The 22103-nt window shown below is 65.3% G+C and carries 22 protein-coding genes; 15 read left to right on the top strand and 7 right to left on the bottom strand.

The annotated features are described in order from the left end of the window. Positions 1-15: 15 nt before the first annotated feature. A complete protein-coding gene (locus tag AC1DKV_RS29690) occupies positions 16-1134 on the bottom strand; it encodes an extracellular catalytic domain type 1 short-chain-length polyhydroxyalkanoate depolymerase (RefSeq protein ID WP_441615381.1) in 1119 nt (372 codons plus the stop codon). Between the two features lie 51 nt (positions 1135-1185). Then, positions 1186-1614: a CopG family transcriptional regulator gene (locus tag AC1DKV_RS29685; protein ID WP_441615440.1), complete on the bottom strand. Its 429-nt coding sequence runs from the start codon at positions 1612-1614 to the stop codon at positions 1186-1188. Between the two features lie 791 nt (positions 1615-2405). Here AC1DKV_RS29685 and AC1DKV_RS29680 point away from each other — a divergent pair. From AC1DKV_RS29680 to AC1DKV_RS29645, 8 genes are all read left to right on the top strand, one after another. Beyond that, positions 2406-3290 (top strand): LysR family transcriptional regulator, encoded by an 885-nt coding sequence (locus tag AC1DKV_RS29680; RefSeq protein ID WP_441615379.1) that lies wholly within the window; start codon positions 2406-2408, stop codon positions 3288-3290. 276 nt (positions 3291-3566) lie between these two features. After that, positions 3567-4580 carry a PDR/VanB family oxidoreductase gene (locus tag AC1DKV_RS29675; RefSeq protein ID WP_441615378.1) on the top strand — a complete coding sequence of 338 codons (1014 nt, stop codon included), beginning with the start codon at positions 3567-3569 and terminating at the stop codon, positions 4578-4580. 57 nt (positions 4581-4637) lie between these two features. After that, positions 4638-5750 carry a Rieske 2Fe-2S domain-containing protein gene (locus AC1DKV_RS29670; protein WP_441615376.1) on the top strand — a complete coding sequence of 371 codons (1113 nt, stop codon included), beginning with the start codon at positions 4638-4640 and terminating at the stop codon, positions 5748-5750. Between the two features lie 64 nt (positions 5751-5814). Beyond that, the gene (locus tag AC1DKV_RS29665; protein WP_441615374.1) at positions 5815-7218 is read left to right on the top strand and encodes a TIGR00366 family protein; all 1404 of its coding nucleotides are present in this window, start codon (positions 5815-5817) and stop codon (positions 7216-7218) included. 68 nt (positions 7219-7286) lie between these two features. Then, positions 7287-8468 carry a CaiB/BaiF CoA transferase family protein gene (locus AC1DKV_RS29660; RefSeq protein ID WP_441615438.1) on the top strand — a complete coding sequence of 394 codons (1182 nt, stop codon included), beginning with the start codon at positions 7287-7289 and terminating at the stop codon, positions 8466-8468. Further along, positions 8465-9184 (top strand): enoyl-CoA hydratase/isomerase family protein, encoded by a 720-nt coding sequence (locus tag AC1DKV_RS29655; RefSeq protein WP_441615372.1) that lies wholly within the window; start codon positions 8465-8467, stop codon positions 9182-9184. The genes AC1DKV_RS29660 and AC1DKV_RS29655 overlap by 4 nt, the downstream gene beginning before the upstream one ends. 37 nt (positions 9185-9221) lie before the next feature. After that, positions 9222-10328, top strand: coding sequence for an S-(hydroxymethyl)glutathione dehydrogenase/class III alcohol dehydrogenase (locus AC1DKV_RS29650; protein ID WP_441615370.1), 1107 nt, complete (start codon positions 9222-9224; stop codon positions 10326-10328). Between the two features lie 167 nt (positions 10329-10495). Further along, a complete protein-coding gene (locus AC1DKV_RS29645; RefSeq protein ID WP_441615368.1) occupies positions 10496-10876 on the top strand; it encodes a VOC family protein in 381 nt (126 codons plus the stop codon). 159 nt (positions 10877-11035) lie between these two features. Here AC1DKV_RS29645 and AC1DKV_RS29640 read toward each other — a convergent pair whose 3' ends face one another. Both AC1DKV_RS29640 and panE read right to left on the bottom strand, forming a co-directional pair. Further along, positions 11036-11647 carry a methyltransferase domain-containing protein gene (locus AC1DKV_RS29640; protein WP_441615366.1) on the bottom strand — a complete coding sequence of 204 codons (612 nt, stop codon included), beginning with the start codon at positions 11645-11647 and terminating at the stop codon, positions 11036-11038. 95 nt (positions 11648-11742) lie between these two features. Further along, positions 11743-12666 (bottom strand): 2-dehydropantoate 2-reductase, encoded by a 924-nt coding sequence (gene panE, locus AC1DKV_RS29635; RefSeq protein ID WP_441615364.1) that lies wholly within the window; start codon positions 12664-12666, stop codon positions 11743-11745. 212 nt (positions 12667-12878) lie between these two features. On the opposite strand from panE, the gene AC1DKV_RS29630 reads away from it, so the two are divergent. Beyond that, positions 12879-13301: an NINE protein gene (locus AC1DKV_RS29630; protein ID WP_441615362.1), complete on the top strand. Its 423-nt coding sequence runs from the start codon at positions 12879-12881 to the stop codon at positions 13299-13301. Between the two features lie 7 nt (positions 13302-13308). Here AC1DKV_RS29630 and AC1DKV_RS29625 read toward each other — a convergent pair whose 3' ends face one another. Further along, complete coding sequence (locus AC1DKV_RS29625; protein WP_441615360.1) at positions 13309-14394, bottom strand: mechanosensitive ion channel family protein; 1086 nt, start codon at positions 14392-14394, stop codon at positions 13309-13311. Here AC1DKV_RS29625 and AC1DKV_RS29620 point away from each other — a divergent pair. From AC1DKV_RS29620 to AC1DKV_RS29610, 3 genes are all read left to right on the top strand, one after another. Continuing rightward, positions 14387-14569, top strand: coding sequence for a hypothetical protein (locus AC1DKV_RS29620; RefSeq protein ID WP_441615442.1), 183 nt, complete (start codon positions 14387-14389; stop codon positions 14567-14569). The two genes, AC1DKV_RS29625 and AC1DKV_RS29620, sit on opposite strands and share 8 nt — an antisense overlap. Positions 14570-14617: 48 nt before the next feature. Next, the gene (locus AC1DKV_RS29615) at positions 14618-15034 is read left to right on the top strand and encodes a DUF1801 domain-containing protein (RefSeq protein WP_441615358.1); all 417 of its coding nucleotides are present in this window, start codon (positions 14618-14620) and stop codon (positions 15032-15034) included. 145 nt (positions 15035-15179) lie between these two features. Continuing rightward, the gene (locus tag AC1DKV_RS29610) at positions 15180-16121 is read left to right on the top strand and encodes a LysR family transcriptional regulator (RefSeq protein WP_441615357.1); all 942 of its coding nucleotides are present in this window, start codon (positions 15180-15182) and stop codon (positions 16119-16121) included. Positions 16122-16165: 44 nt separating this feature from the next. On the opposite strand, the gene AC1DKV_RS29605 is transcribed toward AC1DKV_RS29610, so the two are convergent. Both AC1DKV_RS29605 and AC1DKV_RS29600 read right to left on the bottom strand, forming a co-directional pair. Further along, a complete protein-coding gene (locus AC1DKV_RS29605) occupies positions 16166-17752 on the bottom strand; it encodes an aldehyde dehydrogenase (NADP(+)) (RefSeq protein ID WP_441615356.1) in 1587 nt (528 codons plus the stop codon). Between the two features lie 79 nt (positions 17753-17831). Next, complete coding sequence (locus AC1DKV_RS29600) at positions 17832-18755, bottom strand: dihydrodipicolinate synthase family protein (protein ID WP_441615354.1); 924 nt, start codon at positions 18753-18755, stop codon at positions 17832-17834. Positions 18756-18970: 215 nt separating this feature from the next. Between AC1DKV_RS29600 and AC1DKV_RS29595 the strand changes: the two genes are divergently transcribed. The 3 genes from AC1DKV_RS29595 (at position 18971) to AC1DKV_RS29585 (ending at position 22065) form a co-directional block, all read left to right on the top strand. After that, positions 18971-19945, top strand: a complete 975-nt coding sequence (locus tag AC1DKV_RS29595) for a LysR family transcriptional regulator (protein ID WP_441615352.1) — start codon at positions 18971-18973, stop codon at positions 19943-19945. 97 nt (positions 19946-20042) lie between these two features. After that, positions 20043-21011, top strand: coding sequence for a Bug family tripartite tricarboxylate transporter substrate binding protein (locus tag AC1DKV_RS29590; RefSeq protein WP_441615350.1), 969 nt, complete (start codon positions 20043-20045; stop codon positions 21009-21011). 31 nt (positions 21012-21042) lie between these two features. After that, complete coding sequence (locus tag AC1DKV_RS29585) at positions 21043-22065, top strand: 4-hydroxythreonine-4-phosphate dehydrogenase PdxA (protein ID WP_441615348.1); 1023 nt, start codon at positions 21043-21045, stop codon at positions 22063-22065. Positions 22066-22103: the final 38 nt, after the last annotated feature.

The raw sequence follows: 22103 nt of genomic DNA, 5'->3' as shown, positions 1-22103 counted from the left end.
CATATTTTGCTTGATTCAGGAACGCCGGGGATGGGCGAGGAAAAATCGCAGCATTTCCACGCTGGCATCCGGCCCTTTTGCGTCAGTGTACGACCCGCCGCTGCCGCCACCGGCCCAGGCATGCCCCGCGCCGTGAATCAGCCAGTATTCCGCATCCACGCCACCAGGCGGCAAGATCCGGTAGCGCGTGTAGGCATGGCCTGCACGGACGGTCTCGCGCTCAGTGTGCTTGTGATCGTGGCCTTGTTCGTACGGCTCGATCAGTCGCGCCCCGTTCGACGCATGCACGGTGTGATCCGCATCGCCGTGGAACACGATCAGTGGACGCACCGGCCGCGCCGGCGGCGCAATGCCGCGCCTGGAAGCGCCCGATCCCTTGCCACCCTTCATGGCCGCCAGCGCCGAAGGCAGGTCATGCGCGCACCCTGTCGGCAGCCCCGAGTGGACGCCAGCTGCGGCAAAAAGGTCCGGATAGCGCTGGATCAGCACCGCCGCCATCGCGCCACCGGCGGACAGCCCCGCAACATAGACTCGATCCGGATCGATGCTGTGGCTGGCCATGACCTCGCGAGTGATGCCCGCGATGATCGACGGCTCGCCCCGGTCGGCTTGCTGGTCGCCAGGGCGAAACCAGTTCCAGCATTTCGACGTGTTGGCATCGGCGGCCTGGATCGGGTACACGACCGCAAAGCCGAGTTTGTCCGCCAGCGCGTTCATGCGCGTGCCGGCGGCAAAGTCATCGGCATCCTGCGTGCAGCCGTGCAGCATGACCACCAAGGGCATCGGCTCCTGCAAATGCCCGGCGGGGATATAGACCTTGTAGGACCGTTGCCCGGCCTGGTTGGCAAAGGTGTGCCGTCTGAAGTGGCCGGGCATTGCAGTCGGTGGCGCGCGGCGCGGCGCGGCGGGTTCCACGGATGGCGCTGTATCGGCCCGGCCCTGTGACGTGTTGTCCGTCAACAAGGATTGCACCACTTGCGCCGGCATCGGTGCTCGCGCTTCGCCTGTGTTGCCGGTTGGCGACTGCCCGCGAAGTGCGCGCTGGATGACGGCAGTGGCCTCCATCGGGCCCGCCGTCTGCAGCAGGTGCATTGCCTCATGCATCGAGGCAAGAAAGGCGTCGTTCATTTTCATGTTGGGGTCTCTGCAGGCCTGGCGAACCAGGCGCGGCGAAATTGCCGCCTACTACCGTATGCGTCCAGCCAATGCCGCCTTGACGGCGGCTGGCGCGTGAAAGGCGCCTAGCACCACGATCGACTCGATCGTCGCCAACGCCAGTTCGGGACTGACATCCGATGCAATGCTCGCCAAACCGAGCACGTGAATGGCCAGTTTCTCGTTGGCCTTCAACGCCGCCTCGAGGTCTTGCTTCGAGAAATGCTGAAGGCCCAGAACCAGCGCCCGCCGTGTTGCCGTTTCCTGAATCGCTTGTGCATGCACGGCGAGCTGGTTGCGAATGGCGGTGCGGATCAGGTCGGTTCGGTTGGAATAGAAGCCTTCCTCCACCAATAGATCGATCTGGCCCAGATCAACCGGACCGAGGTTGATGGTGATTTTCTCTGTCTCGCCCCCCTTTGGTCTGAGCGTCGCGATCTGTGCTGTAGGCTTTTCCATCGTCACTTTTTCTCCTGGTTTGTCATGCGGGGAGGGTTCGGCGGGTTTTCCACGTCACATTTACCATCCTGACACCATCCCCTTACCATCCATATGGATGGTTATAGTCGTGACGACGGGCTACGTCAAGCGGCGTGACGATCAAGGTTTTCTGGGGGAGCGAGCGATTTATGCGAGCAGCCTATGAGCACGCCCTTCGGTCAAACAACCGAGCCGCCAGGCTGATGCGGCACCCTGTCACGGCATCACTTGCAGCATGGGGCGGACCCGGAGTGCCCGCGTCAACTCATGCAGCTGGCCGTGGATTACTGAGGCATGCAGAACGTCGATTCTGCGATCCGCCTATGCGGTTATCCAGAGTGACCATGCGAGGCGTCGTTGAGCGAAACGCGCCGGGGATGCCTCGGAATGAGAGGTCGAAGAGGGGGGGGACGGTCGCTACGCTGGGGGCCGTAAGAGCCGTTGGTTCGACACCCCAAAGCGCGCAACAGTCTCAATATGCCCCAGGTGTTGCTATGAGGGCCCCAAGCAGTTCTACGTTGATTCGATAGCCGGGAGTAGTCCAATCGTTGGGCGCGGCCTGCCTCCTCTAGGGTGAGCCATGGTGAGCCATGCCTTGGGTGGGAGCGTCAAGCACAGGGGGCATCCGCATGACCCGCTCGCGCCACCTCCAACTAGCCGACGACGACCGTCAATTGCAAGGAGCCGCCATCGAACGGGCGCAGCCGTTAGGCCCCTGGCGTCCTGTATCCTTTCTCCTGCAATGCACTTACAGGAGGCGACAGAAAGCCGTGACGCTACAGCAACTCGAAACGTTCTACTGGATTGTTCAGCTCGACGGTTTTGCGGCGGCAGCCGAGCGACTTTGCGCTACGCAGTCCACCGTCTCCATGCGATTGCGCGAGCTTGAGCGTAGCCTCGGGGTTGAGCTTTTTGACAGGACGCAACGCAAGGCAAGGCTGACGCCGCATGGACGCGAGGTGCTCGACTATGCCGCACGCATCCTGAACCTTTCAGCGGAACTCTCGCATCGCGTTGCGGCGCCGAGCGCAGTGAGTGGCACCGTCCGCATGGGGGTTGCTGAAGTCGTATCCACTACGTGGCTCCCCGCACTGATCAAGGCCATAGCCAGGCAGTATCCGCAAGTGAGGCTGGAAATCGACGAGGCACTCACCAGCGACCTGATGGATGCCCTCACGCAGGGCGAGCTGGATCTGGTGCTGGCTCCCGGGCACACACGCATGCAGGACGTCTCCACAATCCCACTCGGCAAAGTCGAATTCGCCTGGATGGCGAGCCCGGGCCTGAAAATGGCACACAAGACTTATGCGCCGTCGGAGCTTGCGCAATACCCGCTGATCGGTTTGAAGCCCCAGTCTTTCCATAGCGCCGCCATTAACGCCTGGTTTCAGCGTGATCACGCCCATTGCCGCTATCTGGCGCGCTGCAAGAGCATGGGCGTCGCGGCTTCGCTCGCGATGGCCGAAATGGGAATTACCTATTTGCCGATTCCCAATTACCGCCGGCAACTCGACGGTGGGCAACTCGAGATTATCGGAGTCCGAGATCCTTTTGAGCCCGTCGAGTTTGTCGCCGCTGTTTCGCCTGAACACACTTATTCCCTCCCGAGCACGATTGCCGAACTCGCCGGACATATCAGCGATTTTCAGAAGTAAGGGTTTCCACCGTCGGCCGTGTAGAAATCCCTGGGCAAGGCACAAATACGCTTGATAAAGCGCGTTACAACCGACTTTTCCGAATCATTCACCGTTTCTCACCATAAAAACGTGAAGTCCCTCTCTCTCCAGACACATCAAATTTATTGATGTTATAGTGCCTGAAAATATCGCTTGAATTAAACAGTCGAAAATCTATGCTTGAGCAAACCACGACGACCTGACCGCCGCGATTTGCTCAAGCGACGCGGTCGGGGCACCCTCCAGGAGACCGCGATGGACCTCATCGTCGAAAGCAGACGCGATACCGTCACCGCAAATGACCGGGTCGCCGGAAAAATCCCCGTTTCGATCCGCTCTGTCAGCGAGCTCGCCGAAGATATCCGGGCGTTCGAGCTGGCAGACCTATTCGGCATGCCACTACCGGCATTCTCTGCAGGCGCCCATATTGACGTCCATTTGCCGGGCGGGTTGATTCGCCAGTATTCGATTTGCAGCAGCGCGCATGACACCAGCCGCTACGTCATCGCCGTCCTCAGGGAACCAGCGGGGCGAGGCGGTTCCGCCGCGATCCACCAGCTTGCCGCCGGCGACCGCATCACCATTTCCAGGCCGCGTAATCATTTTCCGCTGGCCGATGACGCTTCGCACCATGTATTCGTAGCGGGTGGCATCGGCATTACCCCTATCAAGTCCATGATGTCGGCGGCACTGGCACGGCGCGACACCTTCACGCTGTACTACAGCACCCGGTCCCCACGGCGGACGGCCTTCCTCGACGATCTCTCGCCGCTCGTGCACGCCGGCATCGCCCACATCCACCATGATGGCGGCGATCCCGCCAAAGGCCTCGACCTGAGCGCCGTCCTGCGGGAGCAGCCAGACGGCGCGCACCTCTATTACTGCGGCCCGTCACGCTTCATGGACGCAGTGGAAGCCAATTCTGCGCATTGGCACGCAGGCACCCGGCATTGCGAACGCTTCTCGGCGCCGGCGTCAAAGCCGGCCAGCGTACCTGCTGAGGCAGAGCAACCCTTCGACGTCACGCTTTCACGCTGCGGAAAGACCTTCACCGTGCCGCCCGGCAAGACCATCGTCCAGGTATTGCGGGAAAACGCGGTGGAAGTCGACGTGTCCTGCGAGGAAGGCTACTGCGGGACCTGCATGACGCGCTATCTCGACGGCGATCCCGTTCATCGCGATAGCGTCCTCGACGAGGAGGATCAGCAGGAGTTCGTGATGATCTGCTGCAGCCGCGCTAAGAGCCAGACCCTGACCCTCGACCTCTGAGCCGGCGTGCGCCGCGCTCGTTCGTCATTCCCCCCAAAAAACGTGGAGACAACTGAAATGAGCAAGTTCGAGTACGTGAAGAATTGTTGGTATCCCATCGGTTTCGCGCGGGAATTTCCCGTCCATGAGCTCAAGGGCTTCAAGATCGCCGGCAAGCCAGTCGTCATGTGGCGCACGGACGATGGAGAGGTGGTCGCCTTCGACGATCGCTGCTGTCACAAGCGCTTCCCTCTCTCCCAGAGCAAGCTGCTTGACGATGGCCGGCTCGAATGCGCGTATCACGGCCTCTGCTATGACGCGAGCGGGCAATGCGTGGAGATTCCGTCCCAGCCGGGCAAGATCCCGCCCCAGGCGCGCCTGCATGGGGTGCCGGTGTGCGAGCGGGACGGTGTCGTCTGGGTCTGGCCAGGCGAACAGAAGGCTGCTGCCAACATTGAGCCCCCCCGCACACCGGAGGTCACTGATCCCGGCAAGGTGGGGGTCGGCTCGCCCCAGCCGCTAGAAGTGCCGGCCAACTACCTGCTGCTGATCGAAAACCTGCTCGACATCACGCACTTCTATCCCTTGCACGACGGCAACATCGGCGACAAGGAGAATAGCCTCATTCCCGTGCAACTGCAGGAAGGCATCGACGCGGGCTATGAGTACGTCAAGACGCTCCGCCACGTGCACGGCTACAAGCAGCCACCCTACCTGCGTGAGTGGTTCCACTACGAGGAAGTCGAGCGCCTGCATACGCACTGTATGGTCAGCCCGGGCCTGACGCGTGTCGAGATGCATGTAGCACCTGAGGGCCAACTCGGCACCGAGATGGAACGCGGATACACGCTGCTGCACCTGCACTACCCGGTCGACGAGGAAAACCTCGTCTGGCGCTGGAACGTGTCGTGCACGAAGGGCCATACCACGCTGAGCGACCCAGATATCCCAACTGCGCACAAGGTTGCCGAGATGTTCCCCGCCGTGGTCGCGCAGGACCAGTGGGCACTGGAACGGCAGCAGGCGATGTTCGCCTATCCGGAGGACGATTATTCCGAGCTGTTCCTTAAGACCGACAAGGCCCTGCGCCGCGCGCGCCAGATCCTGATGACCATGCAGCGGGAGGAGCGACTGGAGGAGAAGTCCGTCATCCCGATTCATCCGCTGCCCACCACTGCGGCCGTCGCATAGCGCGCAAGAAATAGCCTACAGAGGCCTCAGACGGGCCCGCAACATTCTGGTGTGGAGACAAATCATGGAAGCACAGGAACTCGCTCTTTCCGGACCGCTGTCACAGAAGACGTGGATGCAGCGCTCGATCAGCTCATGCGTATATCTGTTCGAGCGGCTGATGCCCGACCCGTTTGTCATTGTTATTCTCCTGACAGTGATGACGGCCGCCTGTGCCTCCGCCTTTGCCCCAGGTGGCACCGTCACGAACATTTTGGCCGGCTGGTACAAGGGAATCTTCGGCATCTTCACCTTCGCCTTCCAGATGGTGCTGGTGCTGGTGACAGGCTACGCGCTGGCCAGCGCACCCATGATCAAGCGTGGCCTGCAACGCCTCACAATGCTCGCCACCGGTCCCCTCTCGGCCGTTGCACTGGTCTCGATCGTCGGTGCTTTCGCAACCTTCCTAAATTGGGGCTTCGGGTTGGTGGTCGGCGCCATGCTAGCCAAGGAGGTGGCCAAGCGCGTACGGGTCGACTTTGCCTGGCTCGTCGCTGCTGGCTATACGGCCTGGGTCCTGTGGGCGTTCACCGGCATGTCGAGCTCGATTGCCCTTTCCATTGCCACGCCAGGGAATCCGCTCAATATCGTCGAGCAGCATACGCACGCCGTGGTGCCGCTCTCGCATACGGTCTTCTCCATCTGGAATCTCGCGGCTGGCCTGATTGCGACATTGCTGTTGCCGCTGGTCTTCATGATGATGCGTCCGTCCGACAGCGACATCATCGCCGCCGACCCCAAGGCCATTGAAGCCAGCGAAGCCGCGGCGACTGAGCCGAAGCGCCGCAACGGCTTGGCCGGCCTGCTCGAGCGGTCACGCCTGTGCGCACTGGTCTTCGTCGTGGCGGGCGCTGCCTACCTTGTGCAGCAATGGAGCGCGACCGGTATCCGGCTGGACATCAACACAGTGATCTTCATCTTCCTGCTAGGCGGTCTGTGCCTGCACGGCGGCGCCGGGGCCTATGTTCATGCCGTGACGGAAGCCGCCAAGGTGACCGGCCCCATGCTGCTGCAGTACCCCTTCTACGGCGGCATCATGGGCATCATGCATGCGACCGGGCTGGCGGAAGTCGCGTCGGCATCCTTCATCCGCTTCGCGTCCGGCGACACCCTGCCGTTCTGGAGCTACCTGGGCTCCATTGTCATTACCATCTTCATTCCCAGCGGCGGCGGCCACTGGGCCGTCCAAGGCCCCTTCACTATCCCGGCCGCCCAACAGCTCGGTTCCACCCTGGCCGGCACCTCGATGGCAGTGGCCGCTGGCGAACTGGCGGGCAGCCTGCTTCAACCTTTCTGGGCCATCCCGGTGGTCGCAATCGCTGGCGTCGGAGTGCAGCGGGTGCTCGGCTTCACGCTGGTCAGCTTCATCACCGCCGGGACCTTCTTCGGTCTGCTCTACCTGCTGGTCGTGCCCCACACCGGCGCCTGACGGCAATGTCCGGCGGGCGCATCCCGTCTGCCAGCCCGCTTCCCGACCTTTCACTTCTCCTCCAGACAATGAAAACTCCTGCAAAACCGGCCCTGCCCCTCGAGGGCACCCGCGTCATCGAAATCTGCAACGTGGCTGCGGGTCCCTACTGCGGCATGCTGCTTGCCGACATGGGCGCTGACGTCATCAAGATCGAGCATCCCGAGACGGGCGACACGCTGCGGAGCTGGCCGCCGATCTCGGGGGGCTATAGCGAGAACTTCGCATCGCTGAACCGGAACAAGCGCTCTGTCACCCTGAACCTGAAGGATCCCGACGATGCCGCCCGCGCCCGCGACCTGATCGCTTCGGCCGACCTGCTGATCGAGAACAACCGGCCGGGCGTCATGGATCGCCTTGGTCTCGGCTATGACGCCCTGCGCGGCGGGAGTCCCGGCCTGGTCTACTGCTCGATTTCCGCTTACGGCCAGTCAGGCCCGCGCGCTAGCGAAGGCGGCTTCGACCTGACGCTCCAGGCGATGAGCGGCATCATGAGCGTGACCGGTGAACCCGGCGGCGCGCCGGTGAAATGCGGCGTTCCGATTGCCGACTTCTCCGCCGGACTCTATGCGGCATTCTCTGCAGTATGCGCCTTGCGGCAGGCACAGGCCATTGGCGAGGGCACGCACGTCGATATCTCCATGCTGGGCGCCACCCTTGGCATCGCTGCACTGCAGACCTCCGAGTACTTTGGCAGCCGCAAGGATCCGGTCAAGTTGGGCAGCGCCCATCCACGCAACGCGCCCTACCAGGTGTTCGCCTGCCGCGACGGCTACTTCGGTATGGCGGCCGGCAACAATACCCTGTGGCGGGCAGTGTGCGCCGTCATGGCGCACGAGGAATGGCTGTCCTACGATCGCTTCGCCAATCCGACGCTGCGCGCGCGGCACCAGCGCGAACTGCGCGAGATGCTCGAAGCGGAGTTCGTCCGGGAAGACGCTGCCACCTGGCTGAGCCGGTTCCGGCAAGCGGGCGTGCCCTGCGCACCAATCAATACATATTCCGATGTGCTCGCCGACGCGCAGGTGGAACATATGCAATGGGTGCAGCCCCTCACGCTGCCCAATGGCATCGAAACCAGCACTTTCGCCTCGCCGATCCGCCTGTCCGGGGTCAATCTGCCGATCCGCCGTGGTCCGCCCGCGCTGGGCGAGCACAATGCCGAAGTGCTGGGCTCGGCGGTCCCCTCCAGTGAGGAGATAGCGCAATGAGCGATCTGCTCATCGTCGAACGCGAGGCCGGACATGTCTCGCTCACCTTGAACCGTCCAGACAAGCTCAATGCGCTTTGCCCGGGACTGGTGGAAGCCCTGATCGCCGCGGTCCGGCAGGCACACGACGACGATGCCACGATGATCCGCTTCCAAGGCGCAGGACGGAATTTTTGCGCGGGGTTCGACCTGGGAGACCTCGACCAGCAGACCGATGCCGACTTGCTGCTGCGCCTGGTCAGGATCGAAACGCTGCTGCAGATGGTCGCGTACTCGCCCTGCCTGACCACGGCATATGCGCACGGGCGCAACTTCGGCGCTGGTGTGGACCTGTTTGCCGCATGCAAGCGCCGCTATGCGACGGTCGACTCGCACTTCCGGATGCCCGGTCTGCTGTTCGACCTGGTGCTCGGCTCGCGTCGCTTCGCGGCACTGGTCGGCGCCGAGCCGGCCCGCGAAATCCTGCAGACGGCGCGTGACATTCCTGCCGAAGAGGCAGCACGGATTGGCTTGGTCTCTCGCCTGGCGGGGCAGGCCGACTGGCCGGCCCGGCTGGTCGAGGATGGTGGTGCCTCTCGCGTGCTTTCCTCCCGCGCCCGTACCGCGCTGTACGCCGCGGTGCTGCCTTCAACCGCGGACGCGGACATGGCGGCACTGGTCAGCTCGGCCGCCGAGCCGGGCCTGCGACAGCGCATTGAACACTATCTTGGCCGATAAGGCGATTCAAACTCAGCGAGAAAAGGGAGGAGATGCAATGAAGACCAAAGCCGCAGTCGCATGGGAAGCCGGTGCGCCGCTGGCGATCGAGGAAGTTGACCTCGACGGGCCGCGCGCCGGCGAGGTACTGATCGAAGTGAAGGCGACCGGCATCTGCCATACGGACTATTACACGCTGTCCGGCGCCGACCCTGAAGGCATCTTCCCGGCGATCCTCGGCCACGAGGGCGCTGGCATTGTGGTGGATGTCGGACCCAACGTCACGAGCCTGAAAGCGGGCGACCACGTGATTCCGCTATATACGCCTGAATGCCGCCAGTGCAAGTTCTGCCTGTCACGCAAGACCAACCTGTGCCAGGCGATAAGGCAGACGCAGGGCCGCGGCCTGATGCCGGACGGCACCTCTCGCTTTTCCATCGGCGGCAAGCCTCTATTTCACTACATGGGGACCTCGACCTTCGCCAATCACATCGTTGTGCCGGAAATCGCGGTCGCCAGGGTGCGGCAGGATGCGCCGTTCGACAAGATTTGCTACATCGGCTGCGGCGTGACGACCGGCGTCGGCGCGGTCATCTTTACCGCCAGGGTCGAGGCGGGTGCCAATGTTGTCGTGTTCGGACTCGGGGGAATCGGCCTGAACGTGATCCAGGCCGCGCGCATGGTGGGCGCCGACAAGATTATCGGAGTCGACCTCAATCCCGCTCGTGCAGGCATGGCAAGGCGCTTCGGCATGACGCACTTCGTCAATCCGCGCGATACCGACAACGTCGTCGACCACATCGTGCAACTGACCGACGGCGGCGCCGACTATAGCTTCGAGTGCATCGGCAACACGCGTGTCATGCGCCAGGCGCTGGAGTGCTGTCACAAGGGCTGGGGCAAATCCATCATCATCGGCGTCGCCGAAGCCGGCGCGGAGATCTCGACGCGGCCATTCCAGCTCGTGACTGGGCGTGAATGGAAAGGTTCGGCCTTTGGGGGGGCTCGCGGCCGCACCGACGTACCGAAGATTGTCGACTGGTACATGGAAGGAAAACTCAACATTGACGAGTTGATCACCCATAGCTTCCCGCTGGAGCGCATCAACGAGGGCTTCGACCTCATGAAGCATGGCGAGTCGATCCGGTCCGTGGTGCTGTACTAGGACGCGGCCATGGAACTGATATCTGAACACTGCACCCTGGCGCTGATGCCTTCATGGATGCGAGGGGCTTCGTGAGGGCTTTACGCTCCTGGCCCCGATTCGGTCGCCGCTGGCACACAGCACGGACCCAAATTTCTTCCTACCTCCAACTATCAAGGAGATACACCGTGGCAATCTTCACACATATCGTGGTCGGCACCAATGACCTGGAGCGCTCGCGCGCATTCTACGACGCCGTCCTGAGCCGACTCGGCATCCAGCGTGTCCTAGACTTCGAAACAGCATCGCTATGGGGCACCTTCGGGCCAGAGTTCATGGTCACCAAGCCCGGCAATGGCTTGCCGTCGACCTATGCCAATGGCGGCACAGTAAGCTTTGCTGCACCTAGCCGGGATGCCGTACATGCATTCCACGAGGCCGCACTCAGCCTCGGCGCCAATGATGAAGGCGCGCCGGGCCCGCGCAGCTTTACGCCTACTGCCTATGCGGCATATGTCAGGGACCCCGATGGCAATAAGATCTGTACCTATTGCTTCGAGCCGACTTAAGCGATCAAGATGCCATCGGCCCACCGATGGCATCTGCTCACGCGGTGTGCAGTGTGTTGCATCGACCGATTAAATATGCAGTCGAGGCCGGCCGGCCGCGCTTTGATCATGGCTGTCGCTTGCCAAGCCAAGAGCCATCGCAGGTGGGAAGGCCGGACTTCACAACCTCCCCAAAACCACCCCCAACTCAACCGCCCCAATAGGATGCGAAACGGCAGCAAACGGCGGCTTAGGCCACTCCCACTTGTCCGCCGGAAACAAAGCCCGCATCCCATTGATGTCACAGTGATAAGGCGGCCCTTCGACAACGCCCTCCGCGGCACTCTCGCGCCGCATCTGCATGAACAGCGCGAACAGCTGCCCGCCAGGCCGCAGCCACGCATGAAGCTGCTCGGCGTAGCGAACCCAGTGATCCGGATGCAGCGCGCACAGGCAAGTCTGCTCGTACACCGCATCCACGGGCGCGGGCGGCTGCCACTCCAGTACATCGGCCTGTTCCAGCGTCGCCTTGAGCCCGGTCTGCGCGAGCAGCTCGCCGGTGCGCGCCAGCGCCGCCGGCGCGTAGTCGATGCCGCGCACGCGCACGCCCTGCTCCGCCAGCGCGGCTACTTCCCAGCCGCTGCCGCAGCCGGGCACGATCACGTCCTCGCCGGGACGGATGGCGCCGCTGGCCAGCCATGCCTTGAGCTGCGGGCTGGCCGCGCCGCGGTCCCACGGTGTTTGGCCGGCCTCGAAGCGCGCCTGCCAGAAATCAATCGTCGGTCCTGCCATGTTGTGTCTCCATTCGCTTTGTTATAGCGGCTTGGCTTGGAAAGCCGGCGTGCGAGGATCAGCTGCGCCAGGCCGGCTACCTGCCAGATTCCCTCTCAGCCGCCGCGTGCGCGCCGTGCCTCGTAGGCCTTCAGGCTTGTCAGTGCCATTTCCAGCGTCGGCGCAGGCGTCTGGCCGCGGCGTGCCAGCAGGTCGCCCACGATCTGGTCAGACTCGATGGCCGCGCCGCGTTCGATGTCGCGCAGCATCGAGGCCATCAGCGGCGAGCCTGCGGTAAATAGCGTGGTCTTCGCCTGTTCCAGTGCCGGGGCGCGGGCGGGGTAGCCGTTGGTGGCGGCGATGGCCGCGCATTCGTCGAACAGGGCCGTGATGGTCTCGCGTCCGCGCGGGGCGGCGAGGATGTCGCCAATGGCTGCCCGCATCAGGCAGGTGGACGATGCCAGCGTGGCCAGGAACAGCCACTTTTCCCACATGTCTTGCAGCATGGCTTCGCTGCGCTGTACATCGAAACCGGCGCCGTCGAGCGCCGCGGCCAGGGCCAGCGCGCGGTCGCTGCTGCCGGCGGGGCGCTCGCCGAAGGACAATACATGGAAGGCGGACAGGTGGAGGATCGTGCCTTGTTCGTCCAGCGTGCTGGAGATCATGCAGCGCCCGCCCATCACGCGCCCGGCGCCGAAGCGAGCATCGAGCTTGTCGAGATGCTGCATGCCGTTGAGCATGGGGATGACGACGGTGCCGGGGCCCATGGCGGGCGCGAAGCCGTCCATGGCGCTGTCCAGGTCGTAGGCTTTGCAGCTCAGCAGCACCACGTCATACGGTTGCGTGATCTGTTCGGCCTGCACCAGTGGCGGGTTGGGGAAATGCAGGTCGCCGTGCGGGCTCTTGACCCGCAGGCCATGCTCGGCCAGTTGGGCGGCGCGCCGGGGGCGCACCAGGAATGTCACGTCGCGCCCGGCCTGCAACAGCCGCGCGCCGAAATAGCCGCCAATGGCGCCCGCCCCGACTACCAGAATACGCATCTTCGACTCCCGGGTCCGGCCCGGCGGGAGGCCGGGCGATGCGCCATTGTAGTGTGGGGCCGGCGATGCTGCCGGCGGGCATGCGGTCGCGCAACCCGGAGGGCGGGATTCCTTGTGGCAGGTAGACAGCCGCCCCCTGCCGGCGGCGGCCGGGTAGCTGCGGCGCCACAAGCTATGGCATCATCGCGCCAAACCACTGCACGAGGCGAACGATGAATCCATCGAGCAATCTACCGAGCATTCCACCGAGCGATACGCACAGCAAAGTCATCGGCTACCTGCTGTGGATCTTCGGCTTTACCGGCTCCCATCGCTTCTACTACGGCAAGCCCATCACCGGCACGATCTGGTTCTGCACGCTGGGCCTGCTCGGCATCGGCTGGCTGATCGACGTGTTCCTGATCCCGGGCATGGACCGCGAGGCGGACTACCGCTTCGCCGCCGGCAGGACCGACTACAACGTGGCGTGGATCCTGCTGACCTTCCTCGGCTTCTTCGGCGTGCATCGCATGTATATCGGCAAATGGATCACCGGCCTGATCTACCTGCTCACCGGCGGCCTGTTCCTGATCGGCGTGCTGTATGACTTCTGGACGCTGAACGAGCAGGTTTCGCTGAGGAACAGGACGCCCTGATACGCGCTCAGGGCGGCGACGGTGTGTTTCGCTTCGGCGCGCCTTCGTCGCCTTGGTCGCCCTCGATGCGCAGCCGTGGCAGGAACTGCGGGAATTCGCGCTGCATGAAGTCGATCAGCCCTTCGCGCACGACGCAGCGCAGGTCCCACGCCAGCCCGGAGGAAGCCGCGGTACACAGCACGCGTAGTTGCATCGTCCGCTCCGTGGCATCGGTCACTACCAGATTGAAGAAGCGCTGGTCCCACTCCGGCGCCGCGCGCACGATGCGTTCCAGCTCCTCGCGTAGCGGCGCCAGCGGCATGCCGTAGTCGACGTGGAAGAACACCGACCCCATGATCTCGGCATTGTTGCGGGTCCAGTTCTGGAAGGGCTTCTCGATGAAATACTGCAGCGGGATGATGAGACGGCGGTCGTCCCATATCCGGAGCACGACGTACGTGCCGGTAATCTCCTCCACGCGGCCCCACTCGCCTTCGACGATGAGCACGTCGTCGAGCCGGATAGGCTGCGTCAGGGCGAGCTGCAGACCGGCGATCAGGTTGCTGAACACGGGCTTGGCGGCAAAGCCGGCGATCAGGCCCAGCACGCCTGCCGAGGCCAACAGGCTGGCGCCCACCTGCCGCGCCCCGGGAAAGGTCATGAGCACCATCGCCGCACCCATCACCACCACCAGCGTCATCGCGGTGCGCGAGAGCACGCGTGTCTGCGTGTGAATGCGGCGCGCATTCATGTTGTCCTGCACGTCCACCGGGTGTGTGTCCAGGATACCCTGCGCAATGCCGGCAATGATGCGCGCCACGAGCCAGGTGGCCGCGGCGATCATCAACAGGCCATTGAAATGGCGCACGCTGCCGATCCAGGGCAGATCATCCGACGCGGCCTGCCAGACCGCCTGCAAGGCCAGCAAGGGCAAGACCACTGTCGACGGCGCGCGCGCCTTCTTCACGATCGCATGCAGCACCGGGGCCGGCCGGGTAATGCGCAAGAGCAGCAGCCCGCCGAGGCGATGCGCCAGCAGCGCGACGGCGACGGCGATCAGGGCCGCCGCCCATGTGCCGAACCAGGGGTGGGCGAGGAGGATTGCCATGTTCATCGGTCGGTCGTCCTATGTCATCGCGGCTTGCGCGATTATGCAAGGAACGACACGCAGACGGGACGGAAGTTTCACCGCCCGCGGGCGAGGCGCCGCGGCCACATGGAGCCGCGCGCTGGGATTTCCGGCAAGCCCTTGCCATGTCATCATCCTGTTCGGCGAATTCATGGGCTGATAGCGTCTGGAAGAGTCAGGAAGTTTCAGGAAGTTTCAGGAGGAGAACATGAAAAAATCGGGTTCGACCGAGGGGCTGCCGGCATCCGGGCTGATCGACAACAGAATCGCCGAGCTCGCGGACTGGCGCGGGGCGACGCTGAGCAGGATGCGCAAGCTCATCAAAGAGGCTGATCCGGACGTCGTGGAGGAGTGGAAGTGGATGGGCACTCCCGTATGGTCGCACGACGGGATCATCTGCACCGGCGAGTCTTACAAGGCAAAGGTGAAGCTGACTTTCGCCAAGGGCGCTGCGCTGGAGGACCCGGCCAGGCTCTTCAACTCAAGCCTCGACGGGAACGTCAGGCGCGCGATTGACATCCTCGAGGCAGACGAGATCGACGCGGACGCGTTCAGGGCGCTTGTCCGTGCCGCGGTCGCGCTCAATACGTCCGCTCGAAAGGCAGGCCCAAGGCGCGCGAAGTAGGCTACGGGATCGGCGTCCGCCCTGGAGCAGGACTCGCAGCCTGAGCCGCACGCGGCGGCCCTCCGGCCACATCCACCCATTGACGCCTTCTCCAAGAACCGATAAACACCATCGGTCACCGTCTGCCTGGCCCGAGCCCCCGCGCATGCCCCGCCCTTCGCTAATCCCGCCCATCAGCACCCTCTACAGCCGCATCAAGATGCAGCATCTGCGCTTGCTGCTGGCGATCGAGGAGCGCGGTTCGCTGCGGCAGGCGGCGGAGGCGGTGATGCTGACCCAGCCGGCGGTCAGCAAGATGCTGCAGGACATGGAATCGATGCTGGGCGTGTCGTTGTTCGAGCGCCATGCGCGCGGTTTGCGGCCGACGCGGTTTGGCCTGGCGGCGACGCAGTTCGCGCGGCTGGTGTTCGCGGATATGGCAGGCCTGCGTGATGAGCTGGCGGCGCTGGAATCGGGAAAGGTGGGCCGGGTGCGCGTGGGTGCGGTGATGGCGCCGACGCCGGTGCTGCTGGCCAACGTGATCCGCAGCCTGAACCGCGAGCATCCCAGGCTGGAGGTGGTGGTGCAGGTGGAAACCAGCGATCTGCTGGTGCCGCTGCTGGAGCGCGACCAGCTCGACATCGTGCTGGGCCGGGTGCCGGAGGGCTGGGACAGTAGCGGCCTGGAGTTCGAGCAACTGGGCGAGGAGAGCCTGGCGATCGTCGTCGGGCCCTTGCATCCGCTGCTCGGGCGCCGCAAGCCGGGTTTCGAGGAGCTGGCGACGTTTCCGTGGATCATGCAGCCGCGCCCGAGCCCCATGCGGGCGCTGATCGACCGTTCGTTCGAGGACGCGGGCGTGGCGCCGCCGCCCTCGACCATCGAGACGGCGGCGGTGCTAATGACGACTTCCCTGCTCGCGGACAGCGAGCTGATTGCCGTGCTGCCGGCCTCGGTGGCGGCGTTCTACGCGGGGCTGGGCGCGCTGGCCGTGCTGCCGTTGCCGCTGCCGCGCAAGCTGGGGCCCTACGGCATCGTGACGCGGCGGGGCCGGCCGCCTACCGCGTCGATGAGCCTGCTGATCGACGCGCTGCGCGCCAGGCCGGCCTAGCGCGGGCTTCGCAAGGCCCGGCTCGCGGGCCTTGCGGGCTGCGCTTAGGCGGGCCGGGGCGCCGGCCGGCCGTCCACCAGCCGGCTCAGTTGCAGCGGATTGTCCTCGCGCAAGGCGGCGGGCAGCAGCCCCGCGGGCATGTCCTGGTAGCACACCGGGCGCAGGAAGCGCGCGATGGCCAGGCTGCCCACCGAGGTGGAGCGGCCGCCATCGGAGGTGGCCGGATACGGACCGCCGTGCACCATGGCATGCCCGACTTCCACCCCGGTGCCGAAACCGTTGACGAGGATGCGCCCCACCCTGCGTTCCAGCGCGGGCAGGATGGCGCGGGCCGCATCGTGGTCGGCGTCGTCGATATGCAGCGCGGCGGTCAGCTGGCCTTCGATGACTTCCACGACATGGCGCATGGCGTCCAGGTCGGGGCAGCGCACGATTAGCCCGGCCGCGCCGAAGATCTCCGCGCGCAAGGCCTCATCGGCAAGGAACGCCTCGGCGGTGGTGGAGAACAGCGCCGCCGAGCCCTGCTGTGCGTCGCCGGCGCGGCCGCGCGCCTGCGCGCTGACCTGCGGGTGCGCGGCCAGCTTGTCCACGCCGGTGCAGTAGGCGCGCTGGATGCCTGGTGTCAGCATGGTCGCCGGCGCGGTCTGCTCGATGCTCTGCGCCGCCGCAGCGATGAAGCGCCCCAGGTCCGGGCCGTCGACAGCCAGCACCAGGCCGGGATTGGTGCAGAACTGGCCGGCGCCCAGCGTGAGCGATGCCGCGAACGCGGTACCGATGGCCTCGGCGCGGTTGGCCAGCGCGTGCGGGAACAGCAGCACCGGGTTGATGCTGCTCATTTCCGCATAGACGGGAATGACCTCCGGGCGTGCGGCCGCCAGCGCCATCAGCGCCGTGCCGCCCGCGCGCGAGCCGGTGAAGCCGACCGCCTTGATGCGGTGATCGCTGACCAGGCCCTGCCCGACCTGCAGGCCGCTATCGAACAGCAGCGAGAAGGTGCCTTCGGGCAGCCCCAGGTCGCGCACGGCTTTCTGGATGGCGCGGCCGACCAGCTCCGAGGTGCCGGGATGCGCGGGGTGGGCCTTGGCGATCACCGGGCAACCGGCCGCCAGTGCCGAGGCGGTGTCGCCACCCGCCACGGAAAACGCCAGCGGGAAATTGCTGGCGCCAAACACCGCCACCGGCCCCAGCGCGACCTGGCGCATGCGCAGGTCCGCGCGCGGCAGTGGCTTGCGTTCGGGCAGGGCCGGGTCCACGCGCACGCCGAGGAAGTCTCCTTGCCGCACCAGGTCCGCGAACAGCCGCAGCTGGCCCACGGTGCGCCCGCGTTCGCCTTCGATGCGCGCGCGCGGCAGGCCGCTTTCGCTCGCGCAGCGGTCGACCAGCGCATCGCCCAGCTCAAGGATGTTGGCAGCGATCGCTTCGAGAAAGGCCGCGCGCTTGTCGAGACTGGTTTCGCGGTAGGCGTCGAAGGCCTGCTCGGCCAGCGCGCAGGCCTGGGCCAGCTGGGCAGCGCTGGCGCCGCCGAAGGCCGGCGCCAGCTTGGCGCCGGAGGCCGCGTCGATCGCAACGATTTCGCCGTCGGTGCCGCGCACCGACTGGCTGCCGATCAATAGTTCGCCTTGGATTTGCATGTCTATTCCTGTTGACTGAGGTCTGGCCCCGCCGGGGCCAGTGGTTCCGTTCCGGTCCGGCCTGGTGCGCCGCTGGCGCTCAACGGCCCCAGCGCAGCACCATCGGATCCAGCCGGCGCGCAATCTGCAGCAGGCCCGCGCGGGTCGCCGGGTGCATCGGCTGGAGCGGATGGCGCACCGCGTCCGAGGCGATCACCCCGCCCTCTTTCATCAGCACCTTGCTGGTTGCCAGCCAGCCCTGGCGGTTCTCGTAATTGATGAGTGGCAGCCATTGCTGGTAGTGGCGCGCGGCGCCCTCGGTGTCGCCGGCCTGGTAGGCATCGACGATCAGGCGGATGCCATCGGGGAAGCCCGCGCCCGTCATCGCGCCGGTGGCGCCGGCGTCGAGATCGGCCATCAGCGTGATGGCTTCCTCGCCGTCCCACGGGCCGACGATGGCAGCGCCGCCCAGTTCGATCAGCTCGCGCAGCTTGGCCGCGGCCTGCGGCACTTCGATCTTGAAATACGACACATTGGCGAGTTCCCTGGCCATGCGCGCGAGGAAGGGCGCGGACAGCGTGGTGCCGCTGACCGGAGCGTCCTGGATCATGATCGGGATCTCGATGGCGTCGGACACCGTGGCGAAGAACTCGTAGATGGCGCGTTCGGGCATGCGGATGGTGGCGCCGTGATACGGCGGCATCACCATCACCATGGCGGCGCCCGCATCCTGCGCGGCACGGCTGCGTTCGGCGCAGATGCGCGAGCTGAAGTGCGTGGTGGTGACGATCACCGGCACGCGGCCCTCCACGTGGTCGAGCACCGCCGTCATCAGCGTGTTGCGCTCGTCGTCGGTCAGCACGAACTGCTCCGAGAAGTTGGCCAGGATGCAGATGCCGTTGGAGCCGGCATCGATCATGAAATCGATGCAACGGCGCTGGCCGTCCAGGTCAAGGCCGCCCTGCTCGTCGAAGATGGTCGGCGCTACCGGGAATACGCCGCGGTAGATGGCGGGCTTGATCATGTCTGTCTCCTTGTTGTGCGGGGGTCGCCGGCGGGGGGAATGCCGGCCGGTCGCTGCACGCAATATAAGAGCGTCCGGCACACCATGTATATTGAAACCTTTCCATCTGGTGATCGCTTTTACGACTCACCCCGCCGGCCAGACCGAACCCGACCCGGGCCCAGGCGGGGCGTCTTCCTTGAGGAGGCCCCGTTTGCGCCCGCCTGCGCACACCCATGAGAGCCACCCTCGACGTACTGATGTCGCGCCTGCGCATGAAACAGCTGCAACTGCTGATCGCGCTGGACGACCATAAATCGCTGCACCAGGCCGCATCGGCCATGGCCATGACGCAGTCGGCCGCCAGCAAGGCCCTGCAGGAGCTGGAAAACATGCTGGATGCACCGCTTTTCGAGCGGACCCACACCGGCATGCAGCCCAACCCGTTCGGCTATTGCGTGATCCGCTATGCGCGGCTGCTTGCCACCGACCTGACCGCGCTCTGCCAGGACATGGCGGAAATCCGTTCCGGCACGGCGGGGCGGCTTGCCGTCGGGGTCATCATGGGCGCGGTGACCGGCGTCCTGGTGCCGGCGCTGGCGACCTTGCAGGCAGACCAGCCCAACCTGTCGATCGAAATCGTGGAGGACACCAGCCTGCGCATGCTGAGCCTGCTGGACGATGGCCGGCTGGACCTGGTCATCGGCCGCGCGCTGGTGAGCGACCAGCCCGCCCGGTATCACTACGAGCCGCTGGACGACGAGCCGATGTCGGTGGTGGTCGGCCATGCCCATGCGGCCCCGCGCGCCAGCGAACTCGCCTTTGCGGATCTGGCCGCCTACCGCTGGATTGTCTATCCGTCCCAGATGCCGATGCATGCCCTGCTCCTGCGCGAGCTGGACCTTGCCGGCATTGGCATGCCGCCCAATGCCATCACCACCGCCTCCACGCTGGTCACCGTGGCCTTGCTCCAGGGCAGCGCCAGGCTGGTGTCGCTGCTCCCGACCAGCGTGGCGCAGCCATATGCGCGCCAGAAGATGCTGCGGATCCTGCCGGTGAAGATGCAGTCCCGGCACGAAACCTTCGGCATCGTCACGCGGCGCGGCGGCACGCTCTCGGCGGCTGCCAGGCGGTTGATCGTGGCGCTGCGCGCCGGCAAGCCCGGGGCGGCCGGGCCGGGCCAAGGTGAGCCGACGTATTCCTCCAGGTAATCGCCCATTAATAAAACATCAGTAGTGGCGAATCACTGACGGCCCTATAGTGGCCTCACCGGCACCGAGACCGGCAGACAACAGGACGGAGACAAGCATGAACAAATGGATCGCCGGCACCTTTGCCGGCCTGGCGACGCTTGCCGCCGCGACAGCGGCCGGCGCCTATGCACAGGACTCCCGGCCCGTGCGGCTGATGGTCGGCGCGGCGCCGGGCGGCGGCACCGACGTCATGGCCCGCATCGTCTCCGAAAAACTGGCCGCCATCATCAGGCAGCCCGTGGTGGTCGACAACCGGCCCGGCGCCTCCAACACCATCGCCGCGGACATCACCGCCAAGGCCGCGCCCGACGGCAACACGCTGCTGATGGGCGTGGTGACCTCGCAGGCTATCGCGCCGCACCTGCTCAAGCTGCAGTTCAATCCGCTCAAGGATCTGGTGCCGGTGGCCATGGTGTCGTCCGTGCCCAATGTGCTGGTGGTCAACAACCAGGTGCCGGCGCGCGACGTCAGGTCGCTGGTGGCGGCGATCCAGGCCAGCCCGGACAAGTACCGCTACAGCTCCTCCGGCGTCGGCAGTACCCAGCACCTCGCCGGCGCCGCCTTCGCGCGGCAGATCAACGGCAAGTTGCTGCACGTGCCGTACAAGAGCAGCAGCAGCGCGCTGGTGGACCTGATGGGCGGCCAGGTCGACATGAGTTTCGAGACCATGCCCTCCGTCATCAACCACATCAAGGCCGGCAAGCTGCGCGCCCTGGCGGTGACGGCCGAGCAGCGCTCGGCGCTGTTGCCGGGCGTGCCCACGCTGGCCGAAGCCGGTGTGCCGAACATCCAGATGAATGCCTGGTACGGCATCTATGCGCCGGCCGGCACCCCGCCCGCCACCTTGCAGAAGCTGGGCGCGGCACTGGCCACCATACTCAAGGATCCCGACACCGTCCGGCGCCTCAACGATGTCGGGGCCCAGCCCGGCACGCTGGATGCGGCGCAGTTCGATGCATTCTCGCGTGCCGAGTACGCGCGCTACGGCAAGCTGATTTCCGAACTCGGTGTCAAGCTCGACTAAACCCTCTTGCATCTTCCTGCATCCATACGACATGACTCCACGCCCAAGAATCGCCATGGTGCTCGGCGACCCCGCCGGCATCGGCCCCGAGCTGATCGCGAAGCTGCTTGCCGACCCCGCCGCCAGGCAGGCCGACATCCTGTTGATTGCCGACCGCGATGAATGGCGCCACGGCATGCAGGTAGCCGGCATCAATCCCGATGTGCGCGAAACCGATGCGCCCGCCTTTGCTGGCAACGATGCCGACGGCGCCCCGCGCCTTTACCACTGGCAGCCCGAAGGCAAGCCGGCCTACCCGCGTGGCGCCGCCAGCGCCGAGGGCGGCCGCTACAGCCTCGGCACGCTGGCTATCGCGCTGGCACTGGCGCAGTCCGGCCAGGCCGACGCGATCCTGTTCGGGCCGCTCAACAAGAGCTCGCTGCATGCCGCGGGCATGGGCCACAACGATGAATTGCACTGGTTCGCGGAGAAGCTCGGCTACCACGGCGCCTTCTGCGAGTTCAATGTGCTCGACGGGCTGTGGACATCGCGCGTGACATCGCACGTGGCCCTCAAGGATGTGCCCGCGATGATCACCCGCGACAGCGTGGGCGCCGCCATCGGCCTGATCGACAAGGCCTTGCGCGACGCCGGCATTGCGCGGCCGCGCATCGGCGTCTGCGGCCTCAATCCGCATAACGGCGACAACGGCGCCTTTGGCCGCGAGGAGATCGATTTCATCGCCCCGGCCATCGCCGCCGCGCAGGCCAGCGGCATGGCGGTGGACGGCCCCTTCCCGGCCGACACCATCTTCCTCAAGGTGCAAGGCGGCGCGGCCGAGCGGCAGTTCGACGCCATCGTCACCATGTATCACGACCAGGGCCAGATCGGCATCAAGCTGATGGGCTTCTCGCGCGGCGTCACCGTGCAGGGCGGCCTGCCGGTGCCGATCACCACGCCGGCCCACGGCACCGCCTTCGATATCACGCAGCAGGGCCGCGCGAACCTGGGCGCCACGCTGCAGGCATTCCACCTGGCCTGCCAGATGGGGGCGCAGCGCCGTGCCGCTGGCTAGGCGCGGCGGGCACGCTCCTTAGCGGGCGGGCGCCGCGC

Source organism: Cupriavidus sp. 05T41, assembly GCF_056396525.1.
Note: the sequence above shows the minus strand (reverse complement) of the source record. Positions and strands in the feature narration are given on the sequence as shown.

Coding starts and splice junctions, on each gene's coding strand:
- AC1DKV_RS29690 (WP_441615381.1), bottom strand. CDS start 1,134: ATGAAAATGAACGACGCCTTTCTTGCCTCGATGCATGAGGCAATGCAC.
- AC1DKV_RS29685 (WP_441615440.1), bottom strand. CDS start 1,614: ATGGAAAAGCCTACAGCACAGATCGCGACGCTCAGACCAAAGGGGGGC.
- AC1DKV_RS29675 (WP_441615378.1), top strand. CDS start 3,567: ATGGACCTCATCGTCGAAAGCAGACGCGATACCGTCACCGCAAATGAC.
- AC1DKV_RS29670 (WP_441615376.1), top strand. CDS start 4,638: ATGAGCAAGTTCGAGTACGTGAAGAATTGTTGGTATCCCATCGGTTTC.
- AC1DKV_RS29665 (WP_441615374.1), top strand. CDS start 5,815: ATGGAAGCACAGGAACTCGCTCTTTCCGGACCGCTGTCACAGAAGACG.
- AC1DKV_RS29660 (WP_441615438.1), top strand. CDS start 7,287: ATGAAAACTCCTGCAAAACCGGCCCTGCCCCTCGAGGGCACCCGCGTC.
- AC1DKV_RS29655 (WP_441615372.1), top strand. CDS start 8,465: ATGAGCGATCTGCTCATCGTCGAACGCGAGGCCGGACATGTCTCGCTC.
- AC1DKV_RS29650 (WP_441615370.1), top strand. CDS start 9,222: ATGAAGACCAAAGCCGCAGTCGCATGGGAAGCCGGTGCGCCGCTGGCG.
- AC1DKV_RS29640 (WP_441615366.1), bottom strand. CDS start 11,647: ATGGCAGGACCGACGATTGATTTCTGGCAGGCGCGCTTCGAGGCCGGC.
- panE (WP_441615364.1), bottom strand. CDS start 12,666: ATGCGTATTCTGGTAGTCGGGGCGGGCGCCATTGGCGGCTATTTCGGC.
- AC1DKV_RS29630 (WP_441615362.1), top strand. CDS start 12,879: ATGAATCCATCGAGCAATCTACCGAGCATTCCACCGAGCGATACGCAC.
- AC1DKV_RS29620 (WP_441615442.1), top strand. CDS start 14,387: ATGTTCATCGGTCGGTCGTCCTATGTCATCGCGGCTTGCGCGATTATG.
- AC1DKV_RS29625 (WP_441615360.1), bottom strand. CDS start 14,394: ATGAACATGGCAATCCTCCTCGCCCACCCCTGGTTCGGCACATGGGCG.
- AC1DKV_RS29615 (WP_441615358.1), top strand. CDS start 14,618: ATGAAAAAATCGGGTTCGACCGAGGGGCTGCCGGCATCCGGGCTGATC.
- AC1DKV_RS29610 (WP_441615357.1), top strand. CDS start 15,180: ATGCCCCGCCCTTCGCTAATCCCGCCCATCAGCACCCTCTACAGCCGC.
- AC1DKV_RS29605 (WP_441615356.1), bottom strand. CDS start 17,752: ATGCAAATCCAAGGCGAACTATTGATCGGCAGCCAGTCGGTGCGCGGC.
- AC1DKV_RS29600 (WP_441615354.1), bottom strand. CDS start 18,755: ATGATCAAGCCCGCCATCTACCGCGGCGTATTCCCGGTAGCGCCGACC.
- AC1DKV_RS29595 (WP_441615352.1), top strand. CDS start 18,971: ATGAGAGCCACCCTCGACGTACTGATGTCGCGCCTGCGCATGAAACAG.
- AC1DKV_RS29590 (WP_441615350.1), top strand. CDS start 20,043: ATGAACAAATGGATCGCCGGCACCTTTGCCGGCCTGGCGACGCTTGCC.
- AC1DKV_RS29585 (WP_441615348.1), top strand. CDS start 21,043: ATGACTCCACGCCCAAGAATCGCCATGGTGCTCGGCGACCCCGCCGGC.